A 15,820-nucleotide genomic window follows, 5' to 3' on the forward strand; every position below is an offset into this window, starting at 1 on the left:
GGAGAGCCATATGAAAACGATCAAGGGGCCTGCGCTGTTTCTGGCGCAGTTCGCGAGCGACGAGGCGCCGTTCAATTCCTGGGAGAGCATCACCGCCTGGGCCGCCGATTGCGGCTATGAGGGCGTGCAGGTGCCGAGCTGGGACGCACGGCTGATCGACCTCGACCGCGCCGCCGAGAGCCGCGACTACTGCGACGAGTTCAAGGGCCGCGCGGCCGAGAACGGCATCGCCGTGACGGAGCTGTCGACGCATCTGCAGGGGCAGCTCGTCGCGGTGCATCCCGCCTATGACGCGGCCTTCGAGGGATTTGCCGTACCGCAGGTGCGCGGCAACCCCAAGGCCCGGCAGGCATGGGCGGTCGATCAGGTGAAGAAGGCGCTGACCGCCTCGCGCAACCTCGGGATTGGCGCGCAGGCAAGCTTTTCGGGCGCGCTGGCCTGGCCCTATGTCTATCCCTGGCCGCAACGCCCCGCTGGGCTGGTCGAGGCGGCCTTCGACGAGCTGGCCGCGCGCTGGCGGCCGATCCTCGATCACGCCGAGGAGATGGGGGTGGATATCTGCTACGAGATCCATCCCGGAGAGGATCTGCACGACGGGGTGAGCTTCGAGATGTTCCTCGAGCGAGTCGGCAACCATCCGCGCTGCAACATGCTCTACGATCCCTCGCATTACGTGCTGCAGCACCTCGATTACCTCGACAACATCGACATCTATGCCGAGCGGATCCGCATGTTCCACGTCAAGGACGCCGAGCTGAACCCGACGGGACGGCAGGGGGTCTATGGCGGCTACCAGTCATGGGTGAACCGCGCTGGGCGCTTCCGCAGCTTGGGCGACGGGCAGGTCGATTTCGGCGCGATCTTCTCGAAGATGGCGGCCAATGATTTCGATGGCTGGGCCGTGGTCGAATGGGAATGCGCGCTTAAGCATCCCGAGGACGGCGCGCGCGAGGGCGCGGCCTTCGTGCGCGACCATATCATCCGCGTGACGCCGCAGGCCTTCGACGATTTCGCCGATGGCGGCACCGACGAGGCGGCCAACCGCCACATGCTGGGGATCGACCGATGACACGGATCAGGCTGGGCATGGTGGGCGGCGGCAAGGACGCCTTCATCGGCGGGGTCCACCGCATCGCGAGCCGCATCGACGGGCGCTTTGATCTGGTCGCAGGCGCGTTCTCTTCGACCCCGAAAAGATCCGCCGAGAGCGGCGCGGCGCTCGGGGTCGATCCCGACCGCTGCTACCCCTCCTTCGAGGCGATGGCCGAGGCCGAGGCCGCGCGCGAGGACGGAATCGAGGCGGTCTCGATCGTCACGCCCAACCATGTCCATGCCGAGGCAGCCGAGGCCTTTCTCGAGCGCAGCATCCACGTGATCTGCGACAAGCCGCTCGCCGCCACGGCCGAGCAGGCCGAGGCGATGCGCACTGCCGTGGCGGGCTCGAAGGCGCTTTTCATCCTCACCCACAACTACACAGGTTACCCGATGGTCCGGCAGGCCCGCACCATGGTGGCCGAGGGCGCGATCGGTGCGATCCGCGTGGTGCAGGTCGAATACCCGCAGGACTGGATGACCGACTCCGTCGAGAGCACGGGCGACAACAAGCAGGCCGAGTGGCGCACCGATCCCGCCCGCTCGGGCGCTGGCGGCTCGGTGGGCGACATCGGCACCCACGCCTACAACCTCGCCTGCTTCGTCACCGGTCTCGCCGCCGAAAGCCTCGCCGCCGATCTGCAGAGCTTCGGCCCGGGCCGCAGCCTCGACGACAACGCCCATGTGCTGCTACGGTTTGGCGGTGGCGCGCGCGGCATGCTGTGGTCGAGCCAAGTGGCACCGGGCAACGAGAACGCGCTGCGCCTGCGCGTCTACGGCGACAAGGGCGGGCTCGAATGGGCACAGGAAGACCCGAACGCCCTGTGGTTCACCCCGCATGGCGAGGCCAAGCGCCTGATCCGTCGCGGCGGAGGCGGCGCGCATGAGGCGGCTAACGCCGTGAGCCGCATCCCGGCGGGTCACCCCGAGGGCTATCTCGAAGCCTTTGCCACGCTCTATGCCGAGGCCGCCGACGCGATCCGCGCGGTGCAACAGGGCAGCGACCGCGAGGCCGCGCGGGCGCTGCTGCCGGGGATCGAGGACGGCATGGCGGGCATGGCCTTCATCGCCGCCTGCGTCGCCTCCTCGCAACGTGACGCGGCCTGGACGAAGCTGTGACACACGCGCCGATCCTGTCGCTGCGCGAGATCCGCCGCAGATTCGGACCGGTCGAAGTGTTGCATGGGGTCGATCTCGACCTGTATCCGGGCGAGGTCCACGCGCTGATCGGAGAGAACGGGGCAGGCAAGTCCACCACCATGAAGATCATGGCGGGCTACCAGCCCCCCTCCTCCGGTCAGATCAGGCTCGACGGTCAGGAGACGCGCTTTTCGGGCCTGCACGAGGGCGAAGAGGCCGGGATCGTCATGATCCATCAGGAGTTCAACCTCGCCGAGCAGCTCACCGTCGAGCAGAACGTGTTCCTGGGCCGCGAGATCCGGCGCGGCCCGCTGGCCGACCGCACCGCCATGCGCCGCGAGACGCGGGCGCTGCTCGATCGGCTCAATTGCGACGTGGACCCGTCGACCCCGGTCTCGCGGCTGTCGAACTCCGACAAGCAGATGGTCGAGATCGCCAAGGCGCTGTCGCGGCGCGCGCGCGTTCTCGTCATGGACGAGCCGACGGCGGTGCTCACCAATGCCGAGGCGGAGATCCTATTCGAACAGGTCCGCGCGCTGCGCGCCGCCGGGACCGCGATCCTGTTCACGTCCCACAAGCTCGACGAGGTGCGGCTGATGGCCGACCGCGTCACCGTCATGCGCGACGGGGCGGTGGTCCATACCGGCCCGGCCGCCGCGATCACCGAGGACGAGATGGCCGCCCGCATGGTCGGGCGCGATGTCTCCGGTCTCTACCCGCCCAAGCCCGCGGCGCGTACGCGCGCCGAGCGCGTGCTCAGGCTGCGCGGCCTCACGGTGCCCGGCCATGTCGACGGGCTCGACATGGATCTCGGGCGCGGCGAGATCCTCGGCATCGCCGGGCTGATCGGCGCGGGGCGCACCGAGGCGATGGAGGGGCTGTGCGGCCTGCGCCCGGCGCGGTTGGATGCGCTCGAGATCGAGGGCGCGCCCGCCACGATCCGCCGCCCCTCTGACGCGCTGGCACGCGGGCTGTGCTATTTGACCGAGGACCGCAAGCTGCGCGGGCTGCTGCTCGACAAGGGCCTGCGCGAGAACCTGACGTTGCAGGCACTGTGGCGGTTCGGACGGCATTTCGTCGATACCGCCGCCGAGGAGCGCGCGCTCGACCACGCGATCGAGACCTTCGACATCCGCGCGGGCGACCGCCGGATGCGGGCCGGAAACCTCTCGGGCGGCAACCAGCAGAAGCTGCTGCTGGCCAAGACCATGCTGTCCGAGCCGCGCATCCTCGTGGTGGACGAGCCGACGCGCGGCATCGACATCGGCACCAAGCAGCAGATCTACGCCTTCCTGCGCGATCTGGCCGCGAGGGGGCATTCGGTGGTGGTGGTGTCGTCGGAGATGCAGGAGGTGATCGGCCTGTGCGACAGGGTGATGGTGCTCAGGCGCGGCCGCCTCGCGGGGGTGCTCGAGGTCGGCGAAATCGGCGAGGACGCGATCGTGCGGCTCGCCATGGGGGTCGGGGCAGCCCGGCGGGAGGAGGCCTGAGATGACGCTGCTGGATGCCGACAAGAGCCCGCGGACGCGGTACCGCCTGCCCTCGATGACCGTGCTGGGGCCGATCCTCGCGCTGGTGATCCTGGTGCTGCTGGGCACGCTGATGAACCCCAACTTTCTCAGCCCCGCGAACCTGACCAACGTGCTGTCGCGCTCGGCCTTCATCGGCATCATCGCCGTTGGCATGACCTTCGTCATCACGGCCGGCGGGCTTGATCTTTCGGTCGGCGCCATGGCGGCCTTTATCGCCGGGCTGATGATCCTGGTGATGAACGCGGCGCTGCCGAGCCTCGGGCCCGGCGTGCCGGTGGTGCTCCTGGGCATCGGCGCGGCGCTGCTGGCAGGGCTCGTGGCGGGGCTGCTGAACGGGCTGATGGTCACGGCGCTGGGGATTGAGGCCTTCATCGTGACGCTGGGCACCATGGGCATCTACCGCAGCCTCGTCACCTGGCTGGCCGATGGCGGCACGCTCTCGCTCGACTTCGGGCTGCGCACCTACATCCGGCCGATCTACTTCGACGGCATTCTTGGCGTGACCTGGCCGATGATCGTCTTCGCTCTCGTTGTGATCGCGGGCGAGATCCTGATGAGCCGCGGCGTCTTTGGCCGCCATTGCGCCGCCACGGGCAGCAACGAGCACGTGGCGCATTATTCCAACGTGAAGGTCGCGCGGGTGCGGCTCATGACCTATGCGATGCTGGGCCTGCTCGTCGGTGTCGCCACCATCATGTACGTGCCGCGCCTCGGCTCGGCCTCGGCTTCGACCGGCGTGCTGTGGGAATTGGAGGCGATCGCCGCGGTGATCATCGGCGGCACGGTGCTCAAGGGCGGCTTCGGCCGGGTCTGGGGCACGGTGCTGGGCGTGCTGATCCTTGGACTGATCGAGAACATCCTGAACCTGACCGACCTCGTCTCGCCCTATCTCAACGGCGCGATCCAAGGGGTCATCATCATTCTCGCTGTGATCTTGCAGCGCGAAGGCAGATCGGCCTGAGGGAGCGGGCCGGTATTTTCCAGTGGAGGAGAGACGGGACATGGGCATCACATTCAGGGCTGCGCTAGCGGCGGGCACGCTCACGGCGCTGGCGGCCCCCGCCATGGCGCAGGATATCACGGTGGGCGTCTCGATCCCCGCCGCGACGCATGGCTGGGCGGGCGGCATGAACTTTCATGCGCAAGAGACGATCGAGCGGCTGGAGGAGGTCTATCCGCAGGTCGACCTCGTGCTCTCGACCGCCTCGGACCCGGCCGAGCAGGTTTCGGACATCGAGGACATGGTGGCCACCCGCGGCATCGACGCGCTGGTGGTGCTGCCCTTCGAATCCGAGCCGCTGACCGGGCCGGTGCAGGCCGTGGCCGACAGCGGCGTCTGGGTCACGGTGGTGGACCGCGGCCTCTCGGTCGAGGGGATCGAGGATCTCTACGTCGCGGGCGACAACGCGGGCTTTGGCCGCGTCTCGGGCGAGTTCATGGCCGAGCGGATGCCCGAAGGCGGCAAGATCGTCGCCCTGCGCGGCATCCCGACCACCATCGACAACATGCGCGTCGCCGGTTTCGAGGCGGCGATCGAGGGCAAGAACATTGAGATCCTCGGCATGGAGCACGGCAACTGGAACCGTGACGACAGCTTCACCGTCATGCAGGACTTCCTGTCGCGCTTTCCCCAGATCGATGCTGTCTGGGCCTCGGACGACGACATGGCGGTGGGCGTGCTCGCCGCGATCGAGGCGGCCGGGCGCGACGACGTGCAGTTCGTGCTAGGCGGCGCGGGCATGAAGGAGATGATCGCGCGCACCCGCGACAATGACCCGATGATCCCCGCCAACGTCACCTACCCGCCCGCGATGATCGCCACCGCGATCGAGCTGACGGTGGTGGGACAGGTCTCGAACGCGCCGGTCTCGGGCACCTTCACCATCGGCTCCGTGCTGGTCACGCCCGAAAACGCCGAGGACTACTACTTCCCCGACAGCCCGTTCTGATCGGGAGGCGGCGGCCCCGCGGGGGCCGCCGCCATCTGTCAAAGGTAGCGGTTCACGAGGTTCTCGAGCCGCTCCTGTCGGCCCGAACGCGGCTCGGGGTTGATCCCCTCGCTCTCGACCCGGGCCGCGATTTCCTCGAAGCCGCCCGCGAGCATGTCCTTGGCCTCCGGCGTATCCCAGCCCGCATACCGTGCCTCGCGCGCGGCCTCGAGCTTGCCATCCTCGAGCATCTTTGCCGCCGCCTTGAAGCCCGCCGCGCAGGCGTCCATGCCGCCGACATGGGCGAGGATCAGGTCTTCGGCGTCGAGCGACTGGCGCCGCAGCTTGGCGTCGAAATTGGTGCCGCCGGTGGTGAAGCCGCCGGCGCGCAGAACCTCGTAATAGGCCAGCGCCATCTCGGGCACGTTGTTCGGGAACTGGTCGGTGTCCCAGCCCGACTGGTAATCGTTGCGGTTCATATCGATCGAGCCGAAGATCCCCAGCTCACGCGCCAGCGCCAGCTCGTGCTCGAAGCTGTGGCCGGCGAGGATCGCGTGGCCCTGCTCGATGTTGACCTTCACCTCACTCTCCAGCCCGAAGTCCTTGAGGAAGCCATAGACCGTCGCGACGTCGTAGTCGTATTGGTGCTTGGTCGGCTCCTGCGGCTTGGGCTCGATCAGGATGGTGCCATCGAAGCCGATCTTGCGGGCGTATTCGACGGCTTGTGTCAGGAACCGGCCCGCCTGCTGCCGCTCGCGCCCCATGTCGGTGTTGAGCAGCGTCTCGTAGCCCTCGCGCCCGCCCCAGAGCACATAGTTCTCGCCGCCGAGCTGATGCGTCGCGTCGATGCAGGACTTCACCGTTGCGGCGGCGAAGGCATAAACGTCCGGGTCGGGGTTGGTGGCCGCCCCCGACATGTAGCGGCGATGCGAGAACAGGTTCGCCGTGCCCCACAGGAGCTTCGTTCCCGTCGCCTCCATCTTGCCTTGGAAGTAGTCGGTGATCTCGCGCAGGTTGCGGGTGTTCTCTGCGAAGCTCGCGCCCTCGGGCCGCGCATCGACGTCGTGGAAGCAGAAATAGGGCGCGCCGAGGATCTCGAACATCTCGAAGGCCACGTCGGCCTTGAGCTTGGCCTTTTCCATCCCCTCGCCGAACCAGGGCCGATCGAAGGTCTGGCCGCCGAAGGGGTCACCCCCCTCCCAGGCGAAGCTGTGCCAGTAGGCGACCGAAAAACGCAGGTGGTCGCGCATCGGCTTGCCCATCACGACCTCGTCCGGATCGTAGTGGCGGAACGCGAAGTCGTTGTCACTGTCGGGTCCCTCGTGGCGGATTGCCGGAATGCCCTTGAAAAAATCGGTCATGGTGGTCTCGTCTTTCACTTGTCAGTCGGGCGGCTGGCCCAGACCAGTCCGCGGCGGAGGATCTCGCGCATCTGAGGGATCGCGAACTCGGATGCCTGATGGCCCAAGGCGGAATAGAACACCCGGCCGCGCCCATGGTGGCGGGTCCAGACCACCGGCATCACAGTGCCCGAAATCCAAGACGCGTGGCTGCCGTCGAAGGTGGTCGTCGCCAGCACCTCATTGCCGGGATCGACATGCATGAAGTACTGCTCCGAATGGTACTCGAAATCGCCGATCCCCTCCATCAACGGATGCTGTGGCTCCGTGATCTCGACGTGGTAGTCGATGATGTCGCCGGGATGGGCAACCCATTGGCCACCCACCATAAATTGGTAGGCGGGCGCGTCGCGGAAGGTGTCGCCCATGCCGCCGTGAAAGCCCGCCAGGCCAGTGCCCGCCTCGATCGCCGCGCAGAGCCGCTCAAGCGGTGCCTTCTCGATGCTGATCTGCGTGCAAAGCGGCACGATCAGGTCGAAGCTCGCCAGATCGGCCTCGCCCAGCACCGCTACGCCCGCCTCGGAACGAACGTCGAAACCCTCATCCGCGAGCATTTCCTCGACGATGGCGGCGCAGGCCTCGGGCTCGTGCCCCTCCCAGCCGCCGTGAAAGATCAGTGCCTTGGCGCTCATGCCGCCTCCTCCTGCAATGCGATTTCGCCGGTGCCAAGACCGGCGGCCAGCGGTGCGGGCCGCTCGCAGCGCGTGGTCATCTCGATCGCCCTGCCCTCCTGGGCCGCGCGGTGCATGGCCTCCATCACCTCCAGCGCGTGCAACGCCAGATCACCGCTGACGCAATGGGCACCGTCAGACCCGATGGCATCCGCCATCTGCGCGAGACCCAGCCCGCGGTAATTGCCGTCGCCATGGCCGTGCCGCATGGGCTGGCCATGCCATTCCCCGTTCTCGAACAGCTCGACCGTGCCGTCGAAGCGGTTGGGATCGGGGATCGTCATCGACCCATCGGTTCCGTAAAGCTCGAGCGGCCTATGTTGGTGCGCGCGCACGTCGAAGCTCGTGGCGATCTGCACCAGCGCGCCTTGAGTGAACTCCATCACCCCCGCCAGATGGGTATCGACCTCGACGGGCACATGCGCGCCCGCGCGCGGGCCGGTGGCGATCTCGCGGCTGTCGCGCGAGCGCCCGCCAAGGGCGGTGACGCGCGACACCGGGCCCAGCAGGTTCAGCATCGCGGTGATGTAGTAGGGCCCCATGTCCATCATCGGCCCGCCGCCGGGCTGGCTGTAGTAGAAATCCGGGTTCGGGTGCCAGGCCTCGTGACCGGGCAACATCAGGGTCGCGGTGCCCGCGACGGCGCGGCCGATGCGCCCCGCATCGACCAGCGCCCGTGCGGTCTGATGCGCGCCCCCAAGGAAGGTGTCGGGCGCGCAGCCCAGCCGCAGCCCCGCCGCGCGCGCCGCCTCGTTGAGCGCCTTCGCCTCCTGGAAGCTCCCCGCGAGCGGCTTTTCGGAATAGACATGCTTGCCCGCCTCGAGCGCCCGGTGGCCGATCTCGGCATGGGCGGCGGGTATAGTGAGGTTAAGCACGATGTCGATGTCATCGCGCGCCAGAAGCGCCTCGACCGACAGCGCTTCGGTGCCGTACTCCTCCGCCTTGGCCCGTGCCGCCTCGGCGCGCAGATCCGCGACGGCGCGGATCTCGAACTGCGGAAACAGCGCCGCGTTCTTCAGATAGATGTCGCTGATGACGCCGCAGCCGACGACGCCCACTCCCAAACCGCTCATGCCACGTGCTCCATGCGATGTCCGTCATGTCCGAAAAGATGCAGGTTCGCGGTCTCCGGGGTCAGCCCCAGCCGCTCGCCCGCCTTGAGGCGCATATGCCCCGGCAGCCGCACCGTGATCTCGCCCAGATCCTCGGCCTCCATGTAGGCGATGGTGTCGGCGCCCAGCGTCTCGACGACCTTGGCCACGGCGCGCCATTGCCCCTCGGTTCCGATGTGCAGATGCTCGGGCCGGATGCCGGCGGTCTTCACGTCGTCGCGCGCGACGGCGCGCCCCGGCAGCAGGTTCATCCTGGGCGAGCCGATGAAGCCCGCCACGAACTCCGACGCCGGCCGGTCATAGAGCTCCATCGGCGCACCGACCTGTTCGATCCGCCCGGCGTTCATGACCACGATCTGGTCGGCCAGCGTCATCGCCTCAACTTGATCATGCGTGACGTAGATCATCGTCGCGCTGATCGATTGGTGCAGCTGCGCCAGCTCGACCCGCATCTGCGTGCGCAGCGCCGCGTCGAGATTCGACAGCGGCTCGTCGAAGAGAAACACTTCCGGGTGGCGCACGATCGAGCGACCGATGGCGACGCGCTGGCGCTGTCCGCCCGAGAGCTGCCCCGGCTTGCGGTCGAGATAAGCTTCGAGCGAGAGGATGCGCGCGGCCTCCTCCACGCGGGCGGCCCGCTCGGCGGCGGGCACCTTGGCCAGCCGCAGGCCGAAATCGATGTTCTGCGCCACTGTCATGTGCGGGTAGAGCGCATAGGACTGGAACACCATCGAGATGCCCCGATCCGAGGGCTCTGCATCCGTCACGTCGGTGCCGCCGATACGGATCTCGCCTTCGGTCGGGCTTTCCAGCCCGGCGATCATCCGCAGGAGCGTGGACTTGCCGCAGCCCGAAGGGCCGACCAGCACCGTGAAGGAACCATCGGGCACCTTGAGATCCAGTCCCGGGATTACCGTATGCGCGCCAAAGCTCTTGGTGATGCCCGCCAGTTGCACGTCAGCCATGATCGGCCCTCCTTGTCCGGCCCGCCATCAGCGAGGCTCATAGTGGAAATGCAGGAAGTCGGCGTAGCCGCCACGCCCCGACGTGTCGTGTGCGGCCATGCCAATGAAGGCGCCGGTGAAGTTGTTGCCCGGTCCGTTGCCCGCCTCGTCGGAAATCGCGGATTGATCCAGGGTAATACCGAGATCGGTCCAGTCGCCTTCCTCGACCGCGTAGCGGAAGCGCAAGGTCATGCCGTCGACATCGCAACCGAGCCGGATCACGCCCGTCGCGGGCAGGTCGATCGGGGTGGCGAGCGGCTGCTCGATGCGCAGCATCGGCCAATCGGCGGGGCAGCTCAGCACCGTGAGCTGGCGCTGCCCCGCGTCGCCCGCCGTCACCGCGAGGTAGTGGAACTTGAAGCCGTTGTACCACGCGATCAGACCGGCGAACTGCTGGTAGGTCTCGGGGGCGTAGTTGATCTCCGTCTCGGCGGCATAGGCGATGTCGGTCTGACGACGTGCGACCAGCGCATGCTCGAAATGCGAACCCGGCGCCTCGCGGCCAAAGAGCCGTAGCGCGCCGGGACGCGCGTCGAGCGAGAAAAGCCGCGCGCTATCGGGCGTGCGCAGCCACTGGAACTCGGGCGGCAGCGCGCCGGGCATGAACTCGGTGTGGCCCGTCTCGGCCGCAGAGGGATGTGCAGGCAGATCCGGGGCGGGCGCAGTCGGCGCGGGCACGCAGCCGCCATGTGCCAGGCGCGGAAATTCACCCGGTTCCCAGACGAGCTTCTGGATCGCCGTCTCCCGCCCCAGGGGCGAGCGTCGCGCGTCTTCCTCGTGAATGCCCACCACCCGGCCCGGCGCATCCCCGCGCGTCGCGTCGAGCGGACGCGAACACAGGTGGACGAGGTAATGCTCGCCGGTCTGCGTCTCGACGATGTCGGCATGACCCGCGCGCTGGAGATAGGCTTCGGGCGCGTCCTTGGAGGTCAGAAGGTGCTTTGCAGGATCAGTCTCGTAGGGACCGAAGAGATCGCGCGAGCGCGCCACGGTGACCGCATGCTCGTAGCCGGTGCCGCCTTCGGCGGTGAGCAGCCAGTAATACCCGTCGCGGCGGTAGAGATGCGGCCCCTCGGTCAGCTTGTGGTCGGTGCCGCGATAGATGTTGCGCACCTCGCCCACCAGACGCCTCTCGGCCACCGAGTATTCCTGGCAGACGATGCCGCCGAACTTGTCGCCGCCCTGCTGGCGGTGGTCCCAGATCATGTTGACGAGCCATTTGCGCCCATCCTCGTCGTGGAACAGCGACGGATCGAAGCCAGAGGAATTGAGATAGACCGGATCGGACCAGGGGCCCTCGATCGCCGGCGCGGTGACAAAGTAGTTGTGGCTGTCCTTCCACGCGCCGTCGCGGCGCTTCACATCGGTGTAGATCAACCAGAACAACCCATCGGCATGGGTCAGGCAGGGTGCCCATATGCCACCCGAATCCGGGTCGCCGCGCATGTCGAGTTGTATCGCGCGGGTCAGCGGCCGGGTCGCGAGCCGCCAGTTCGCGAGATCGCGCGAATGGTGGATCTGCACGCCGGGATACCATTCGAAGGTCGATGTGGCGATGTAGTAGTCTTCGCCCGCCCGCACGATCGAGGGATCAGGGTTGAAGCCGGGCAGGATCGGATTTTGGATCTCGTTCAATGTGGTCATCCTTTGACGGCGCCGCCGGTGAGGCCCGCGACGATGTATTTCTGGGCGGCGAGGAAGAAGACGATCGCCGGCAGGATGGTCAGCGTCACGAAGGCGAGCGTGCGGTTCCATTCGGTCACGAACTCGCCCCGGAACTGCATCATGCCCAGCGGCCAGGTGAAGGCCTCGCGCGAGTTCAGCACCACCAGCGGCAGCAGGAAGTTGTTCCAGCTCTGCACGAAGACGAAGACGCCCACCGTGGCGAGGATCGGCGTGGAGAGCGGCAGGGTGATCTGCCAGAAGAAGCGCACATAGCTGCAGCCGTCGATCCGTGCCGCCTCGAACAGCTCCTTCGGCAGCTGTTCGAAGAAGGTCCGGAACAGCAGGATCGCCAGTGACAGGCCAAACGCCGTCTGTGGCAGGATCACCGCCCAGTAGGTGTCGAGCAGCCCGATGTCGCGGACTTTGATGAAGAGTGGCAGGATCGCCGTGGCGAAGGGGAACATCAGCCCCAGCAGCAGGTAGGAGAACAGCATCCTCGAGCCGAAGAAGCGGATCTGCGCGAAGACATAGGCTGCCGCCGCGCCGACGATCAGCGTCAGTGCTACCGTGCCGGTTGAGATCAGCAGCGAGTTGGCGAGATAGCGCCAGAAGCGCGGATCGCCCAGGATCGAGGCATAGAAGCTCGTGTCCCAATGCTGGGGCAGCGCGAAGGCATTCATGCGGATCTCGGCGTTGCTTTTGAAGCCGCCGAGGGCCGTCGCGATCATTGGTGCCAGCACGAAGCTCGCCACCACGCAAAGGATCGCGACACGCGCGAAGTTGCGCCAGAAATGTCCCCTGTTCATGCCTTGGTCCCCTTCATGAAGATGCGCTGGTAGAACAGCGCCACGATGATGGCAGCGAGGAACAGGAGCACGCCGACGGCACTGCCGAAGCCGATCTTCAGCCGGGTGAGCCCGAAGCTGTAGAGATAGGTGACGATGGTGTGGGTCTGGTTCGACGGTCCGCCATTGGTCAGCGGGATGATCACGTCGAAGACCTGCAGCGCGCCGATGATCGCGAAGAAAGCGCTGATCACAATGGCGGGGCGGATCTGCGGGATCTGCACGTAGCGCACGATCTGTGGCCGCTTCGCGCCCTCGATCTTGGCGGCCTCGATCAGATCCTCGGGCACGCCTTGCAGGGCCGCGATGTAGATCATCATGTGGAAGCCGAAATACTTCCAGACGATCACCGTCATCACGGCGACGAAGGCCCAGTCACGATCTGCCAGAATGAAGAAGCTTTCTTGCCCCATCGAGCGCGCGATCGAGGCGGTAATGCCGTAGTTGCCGTCGAATACGAAGCTCCAGATAAGGCCGGCCGCAACCTCGGCGAGGATGTAAGGCACGAAAAGGACAAGGCGGAACAGGGCATTGGTAGGGGTCTTGCGGTAAATCAGCAGCGCCAGGAACAGGGCCAGCGGCATCTGCACCAAAAGCGATACGGCGACGATCTTGAGCGTGTTTCCGATCGCGGTATGAAAGACCGAATGGCCGGCGATCTGCTCGAAGTTGCGCAGTCCGACGTAGTCTTCGGGCGTGCCATAGCCGTTCCAGTCGAAGAAGGCGTAATATCCCGACTCCGCCAATGGCAGGATCACGAAGAGGCTGAACAGGATCAGCGCCGGCGGCAGCAGGATGACGATGGCGGTAAGGCGGCTGGAGCGGGCGCCAAGGCGGCGGCGCGCAGGGCGCCGCGACGCCGGCGCACGGGCGTCGAGCATCTGCATGGAATGCATCTCCGGTTCGGGAGCGTATGGCGACGCGCGCCGCATCGCGGGCGCGCGTCAGGGGAGGAACGGGTCAGCGGAACTCCCAGGCCTCTTGGACCTGAGCCGCGGCCTCCTCGGGCGTAATGGCGCCTTGGGCCAGGTCGGCCGAGATGTCGTTCACCGTGGCACCCACCGAGGCCCCAAGGAACTGGTCAAGGAAGATCTGGTGATAGCTCGCAGCGGCGATGTCCTGCGCGACCTTTTGGAAGAACGGGTTTTCCAGCGCCTGCTCGGCCCCCTTCACGATCGGGATGAAGATGCCCTCGCGCGCGACCTCCTCCTGATGCTCGCGGTTGAGCAGGAAGGTCAGGAAGTCGACCGTTCCCGGCGCTGCGTCGGAGGTAACGGCCCAGCCATTCATACCACCCAAAGTGGCACTGTCACCGCCTTCGGCCACCGGGTCGGCGACGGCGGGAAAGGAGATAATGGCGAGTTGTTCATCGGGTAGCCCCTCCCCGCTCTGCGACCGGCCCCGCATCGGCAGGTAGTCCCAGTCGCCCATCAGGTGCAGCGCGCCCTTGCCGTCGGCGAACATGCCGCTGGCGGTCTCGTAGGTGGTGCCCATGAAGCCCGGCTGGAACGGCTCCAGATCAGTCAACTTCTGGAACTCGGCACCGGCCTCGACGAAGGCTTCGGCCTCGAACCCGTCATTCTCGCCTTCCATCGCTGCCGTCACGACCTCGGCGCCGCCTTCACGCAACGCCAAGTAACTCCAGTAGAAATGCAGCGGCCATTTGTCCTGGCCGCCGACGACGATCGGCGTGACGCCGGCGTCCTTCATGGTCTGCACCGCAGCCAGCAGGTCGTCCCAAGTCTCGATCGCGGTATGGTCGACGCCCGCCTGCTCGGTCAGCGCGGTGTTGACCCAGAACACCACTTCGGTCGCATAGAGCGGCAGCCCGTGCAGCGCGCCGTCCACGGTATAGGCATTCAGCGCGGCCTCGGGGAAGGTGGCGCGCACCTCTTCGGAAATCTCACCCGAGATGTCCTTCAAGAAGCCCGCCTCGGCCTGCTCGACAATGGTCTGGCCACCCCAGCTGTAGAAGATGTCGGGCCGAGCATCCGACTGCAAAAGCGTCGGCAGCTTCGACTTGTAGGCCTCGTTGGCGATGTATTCGAACACGACGTCGACATCGGGATTTTGCGCCTCATAGGCGGCCTCGACCCTCTCGTAGAAGGCCTGCTCAGGGTCGCTGGGCTGCACGCGCAGCACCCGAATTTCCTCTTGGGCCATGGCCGCGCCAGTCCCAGCCACGCTGGCCAGCAGAGCCATAATCATCGTTCGCTTCATCGATTTCCCTCCCAGAACTACGCCGAATCCCCGGCCCTCCTCGACCGCGATTCTGCAGTGCATGACTAACGTACATCAAAACTGGATTGACGCAAGCATGGTATACCATCCGCTTTCTTTAAGGCAGGTTGTCGCGCAGGAAGATTTCGGTGTGGATCAGCCCGGTCTCGGCATCGATCGGAATCGCCTCGATCAGGTTGCGGATGATGACGAGAGCGCTCGTCACCTCTTTGCGGATGTCCTGCTGCAGCACGGCGTCGAACACCCCGTCCTGCAGGGCCATACGGGACTGGTCGGTCAATTCATGCACGACCACCATGGGTCGCGGGTCGGGCCCCGCACGATCCAGGGCGTCGCGCAGGCCGCGATTGCCGCCGCCGAGGCTGTAGATGCCGACGATATCAGTATGCTCCCGCAGCAGGTCGGTCAGAAGCCGGTCCACCCGCGCGGCCTCGTCGCCGCCCTCGATCGGGGGCAGCAGCTTCAACTCGGGAAACTCCGCATGCATGACCTGCTCGAAGCCGAGCCTGCGTTCGACATGATCGCGCACCAGCATCGAGCCCGCGACGATCGCGATGCGGCCGGGCCGACCGGCGCAGAACCTTCCCAGCAGCCCGGCGGCGGTGCGCCCGGCCGAGACGTTATCGATGCCCACGAAATGGCCGCGCGCCGAAGCCGAAAGGTCGGAGATCAAGGTCACCACCTGGATCCCGGCCGCGCGCAACTCCGAGACGGCCTGCCGGACCTCGGCCGACTCCGTGGCGACCATCACCACCCCATCGGCCTCCGTCTCTCTCGCCCGGCGCAACTCGGCCGCGAGTGCCCGGCCATCGAATGGCGGGACAAGCGATACGCCGATCTCGGTGCGATCGCGCAGCGCGATCCGCGCATGCGCTTCCAGCTCGGCCGCGAGGTTGCGCATAAAGCTGTTCGGGCCGTCGGGGATCACGAAGCGGATCTTGTAGATCCGCTTGCGCGACAGGTTCGCCGCCATCAGATCGCGCTCGTAGCCGAGCTGCTTCATCGCCGCGCGGACCCGCTCCTGCGTGGCCGCCCGCACCCCGTTGCGACCGTTCAGGACCCGGTCGACGGTGGAGAGGCTGACATTAGCCACGCGCGCCACGTCATGCACGGTCGGTCGCGACATATGACGGCCCTTCTGGATTGCTACGATACCCGGTTAAAGCAGCGCTGCGGGATCGACAACTTGG

At 66.6% G+C, this 15,820-nt stretch carries 14 protein-coding genes; 5 read left to right on the forward strand and 9 right to left on the reverse strand.

Annotation, left to right across the window (positions count from 1 at the left end; genetic code table 11):
- The first annotated feature begins 10 nt into the window (after positions 1-10).
- The 5 genes from ACRAQ3_RS12030 to ACRAQ3_RS12050 are packed head-to-tail and all read left to right on the forward strand — an operon-like array spanning position 11 to position 5,713.
- Complete coding sequence (locus ACRAQ3_RS12030; RefSeq protein WP_432254778.1) at positions 11-1,069, forward strand: sugar phosphate isomerase/epimerase family protein; 1,059 nt, start codon at positions 11-13, stop codon at positions 1,067-1,069.
- Complete coding sequence (locus ACRAQ3_RS12035) at positions 1,066-2,211, forward strand: Gfo/Idh/MocA family protein (RefSeq protein ID WP_432254779.1); 1,146 nt, start codon at positions 1,066-1,068, stop codon at positions 2,209-2,211. Before ACRAQ3_RS12030 ends, ACRAQ3_RS12035 begins: the two co-directional genes overlap by 4 nt.
- A complete protein-coding gene (locus tag ACRAQ3_RS12040) occupies positions 2,208-3,722 on the forward strand; it encodes a sugar ABC transporter ATP-binding protein (protein ID WP_432254780.1) in 1,515 nt (504 codons plus the stop codon). The genes ACRAQ3_RS12035 and ACRAQ3_RS12040 overlap by 4 nt, the downstream gene beginning before the upstream one ends.
- A gap of 1 nt (position 3,723) precedes the next feature.
- A complete protein-coding gene (locus tag ACRAQ3_RS12045) occupies positions 3,724-4,725 on the forward strand; it encodes an ABC transporter permease (RefSeq protein ID WP_432254781.1) in 1,002 nt (333 codons plus the stop codon).
- 40 nt (positions 4,726-4,765) lie between these two features.
- Positions 4,766-5,713: an ABC transporter substrate-binding protein gene (locus ACRAQ3_RS12050; protein WP_432254782.1), complete on the forward strand. Its 948-nt coding sequence runs from the start codon at positions 4,766-4,768 to the stop codon at positions 5,711-5,713.
- A gap of 38 nt (positions 5,714-5,751) precedes the next feature.
- On the opposite strand, the gene xylA is transcribed toward ACRAQ3_RS12050, so the two are convergent.
- The 9 genes from xylA to ACRAQ3_RS12095 form a co-directional block, all read right to left on the reverse strand.
- Positions 5,752-7,053, reverse strand: coding sequence for a xylose isomerase (gene xylA, locus ACRAQ3_RS12055; RefSeq protein WP_432254783.1), 1,302 nt, complete (start codon positions 7,051-7,053; stop codon positions 5,752-5,754).
- A gap of 14 nt (positions 7,054-7,067) precedes the next feature.
- Complete coding sequence (locus tag ACRAQ3_RS12060; RefSeq protein ID WP_432254784.1) at positions 7,068-7,724, reverse strand: ThuA domain-containing protein; 657 nt, start codon at positions 7,722-7,724, stop codon at positions 7,068-7,070.
- The gene (locus ACRAQ3_RS12065; protein ID WP_432254785.1) at positions 7,721-8,836 is read right to left on the reverse strand and encodes a Gfo/Idh/MocA family protein; all 1,116 of its coding nucleotides are present in this window, start codon (positions 8,834-8,836) and stop codon (positions 7,721-7,723) included. The genes ACRAQ3_RS12060 and ACRAQ3_RS12065 overlap by 4 nt, the downstream gene beginning before the upstream one ends.
- A complete protein-coding gene (locus tag ACRAQ3_RS12070; RefSeq protein ID WP_432254786.1) occupies positions 8,833-9,840 on the reverse strand; it encodes an ABC transporter ATP-binding protein in 1,008 nt (335 codons plus the stop codon). Before ACRAQ3_RS12070 ends, ACRAQ3_RS12065 begins: the two co-directional genes overlap by 4 nt.
- 27 nt (positions 9,841-9,867) lie before the next feature.
- Positions 9,868-11,514, reverse strand: a complete 1,647-nt coding sequence (locus ACRAQ3_RS12075; RefSeq protein ID WP_432254787.1) for a glycoside hydrolase family 43 protein — start codon at positions 11,512-11,514, stop codon at positions 9,868-9,870.
- 5 nt (positions 11,515-11,519) lie between these two features.
- Positions 11,520-12,350, reverse strand: a complete 831-nt coding sequence (locus tag ACRAQ3_RS12080; protein ID WP_432254788.1) for a carbohydrate ABC transporter permease — start codon at positions 12,348-12,350, stop codon at positions 11,520-11,522.
- Positions 12,347-13,276, reverse strand: coding sequence for a carbohydrate ABC transporter permease (locus ACRAQ3_RS12085; RefSeq protein ID WP_432254789.1), 930 nt, complete (start codon positions 13,274-13,276; stop codon positions 12,347-12,349). Before ACRAQ3_RS12085 ends, ACRAQ3_RS12080 begins: the two co-directional genes overlap by 4 nt.
- Before the next feature lie 73 nt (positions 13,277-13,349).
- Positions 13,350-14,609, reverse strand: coding sequence for an ABC transporter substrate-binding protein (locus ACRAQ3_RS12090; protein ID WP_432254790.1), 1,260 nt, complete (start codon positions 14,607-14,609; stop codon positions 13,350-13,352).
- Positions 14,610-14,727: 118 nt separating this feature from the next.
- Complete coding sequence (locus tag ACRAQ3_RS12095; protein ID WP_432254791.1) at positions 14,728-15,756, reverse strand: LacI family DNA-binding transcriptional regulator; 1,029 nt, start codon at positions 15,754-15,756, stop codon at positions 14,728-14,730.
- Positions 15,757-15,820 lie beyond the last annotated feature (64 nt).

The sequence above is a fragment of the Limimaricola sp. AA108-03 genome (assembly GCF_050847355.1).
In the GTDB taxonomy this organism is placed as follows: domain Bacteria; phylum Pseudomonadota; class Alphaproteobacteria; order Rhodobacterales; family Rhodobacteraceae; genus Limimaricola.

Coding starts and splice junctions, on each gene's coding strand:
- ACRAQ3_RS12030 (WP_432254778.1), top strand. CDS start 11: ATGAAAACGATCAAGGGGCCTGCGCTGTTTCTGGCGCAGTTCGCGAGC.
- ACRAQ3_RS12035 (WP_432254779.1), top strand. CDS start 1,066: ATGACACGGATCAGGCTGGGCATGGTGGGCGGCGGCAAGGACGCCTTC.
- ACRAQ3_RS12045 (WP_432254781.1), top strand. CDS start 3,724: ATGACGCTGCTGGATGCCGACAAGAGCCCGCGGACGCGGTACCGCCTG.
- ACRAQ3_RS12050 (WP_432254782.1), top strand. CDS start 4,766: ATGGGCATCACATTCAGGGCTGCGCTAGCGGCGGGCACGCTCACGGCG.
- xylA (WP_432254783.1), bottom strand. CDS start 7,053: ATGACCGATTTTTTCAAGGGCATTCCGGCAATCCGCCACGAGGGACCC.
- ACRAQ3_RS12060 (WP_432254784.1), bottom strand. CDS start 7,724: ATGAGCGCCAAGGCACTGATCTTTCACGGCGGCTGGGAGGGGCACGAG.
- ACRAQ3_RS12065 (WP_432254785.1), bottom strand. CDS start 8,836: ATGAGCGGTTTGGGAGTGGGCGTCGTCGGCTGCGGCGTCATCAGCGAC.
- ACRAQ3_RS12070 (WP_432254786.1), bottom strand. CDS start 9,840: ATGGCTGACGTGCAACTGGCGGGCATCACCAAGAGCTTTGGCGCGCAT.
- ACRAQ3_RS12080 (WP_432254788.1), bottom strand. CDS start 12,350: ATGAACAGGGGACATTTCTGGCGCAACTTCGCGCGTGTCGCGATCCTT.
- ACRAQ3_RS12085 (WP_432254789.1), bottom strand. CDS start 13,276: ATGCAGATGCTCGACGCCCGTGCGCCGGCGTCGCGGCGCCCTGCGCGC.
- ACRAQ3_RS12090 (WP_432254790.1), bottom strand. CDS start 14,609: ATGAAGCGAACGATGATTATGGCTCTGCTGGCCAGCGTGGCTGGGACT.
- ACRAQ3_RS12095 (WP_432254791.1), bottom strand. CDS start 15,756: ATGTCGCGACCGACCGTGCATGACGTGGCGCGCGTGGCTAATGTCAGC.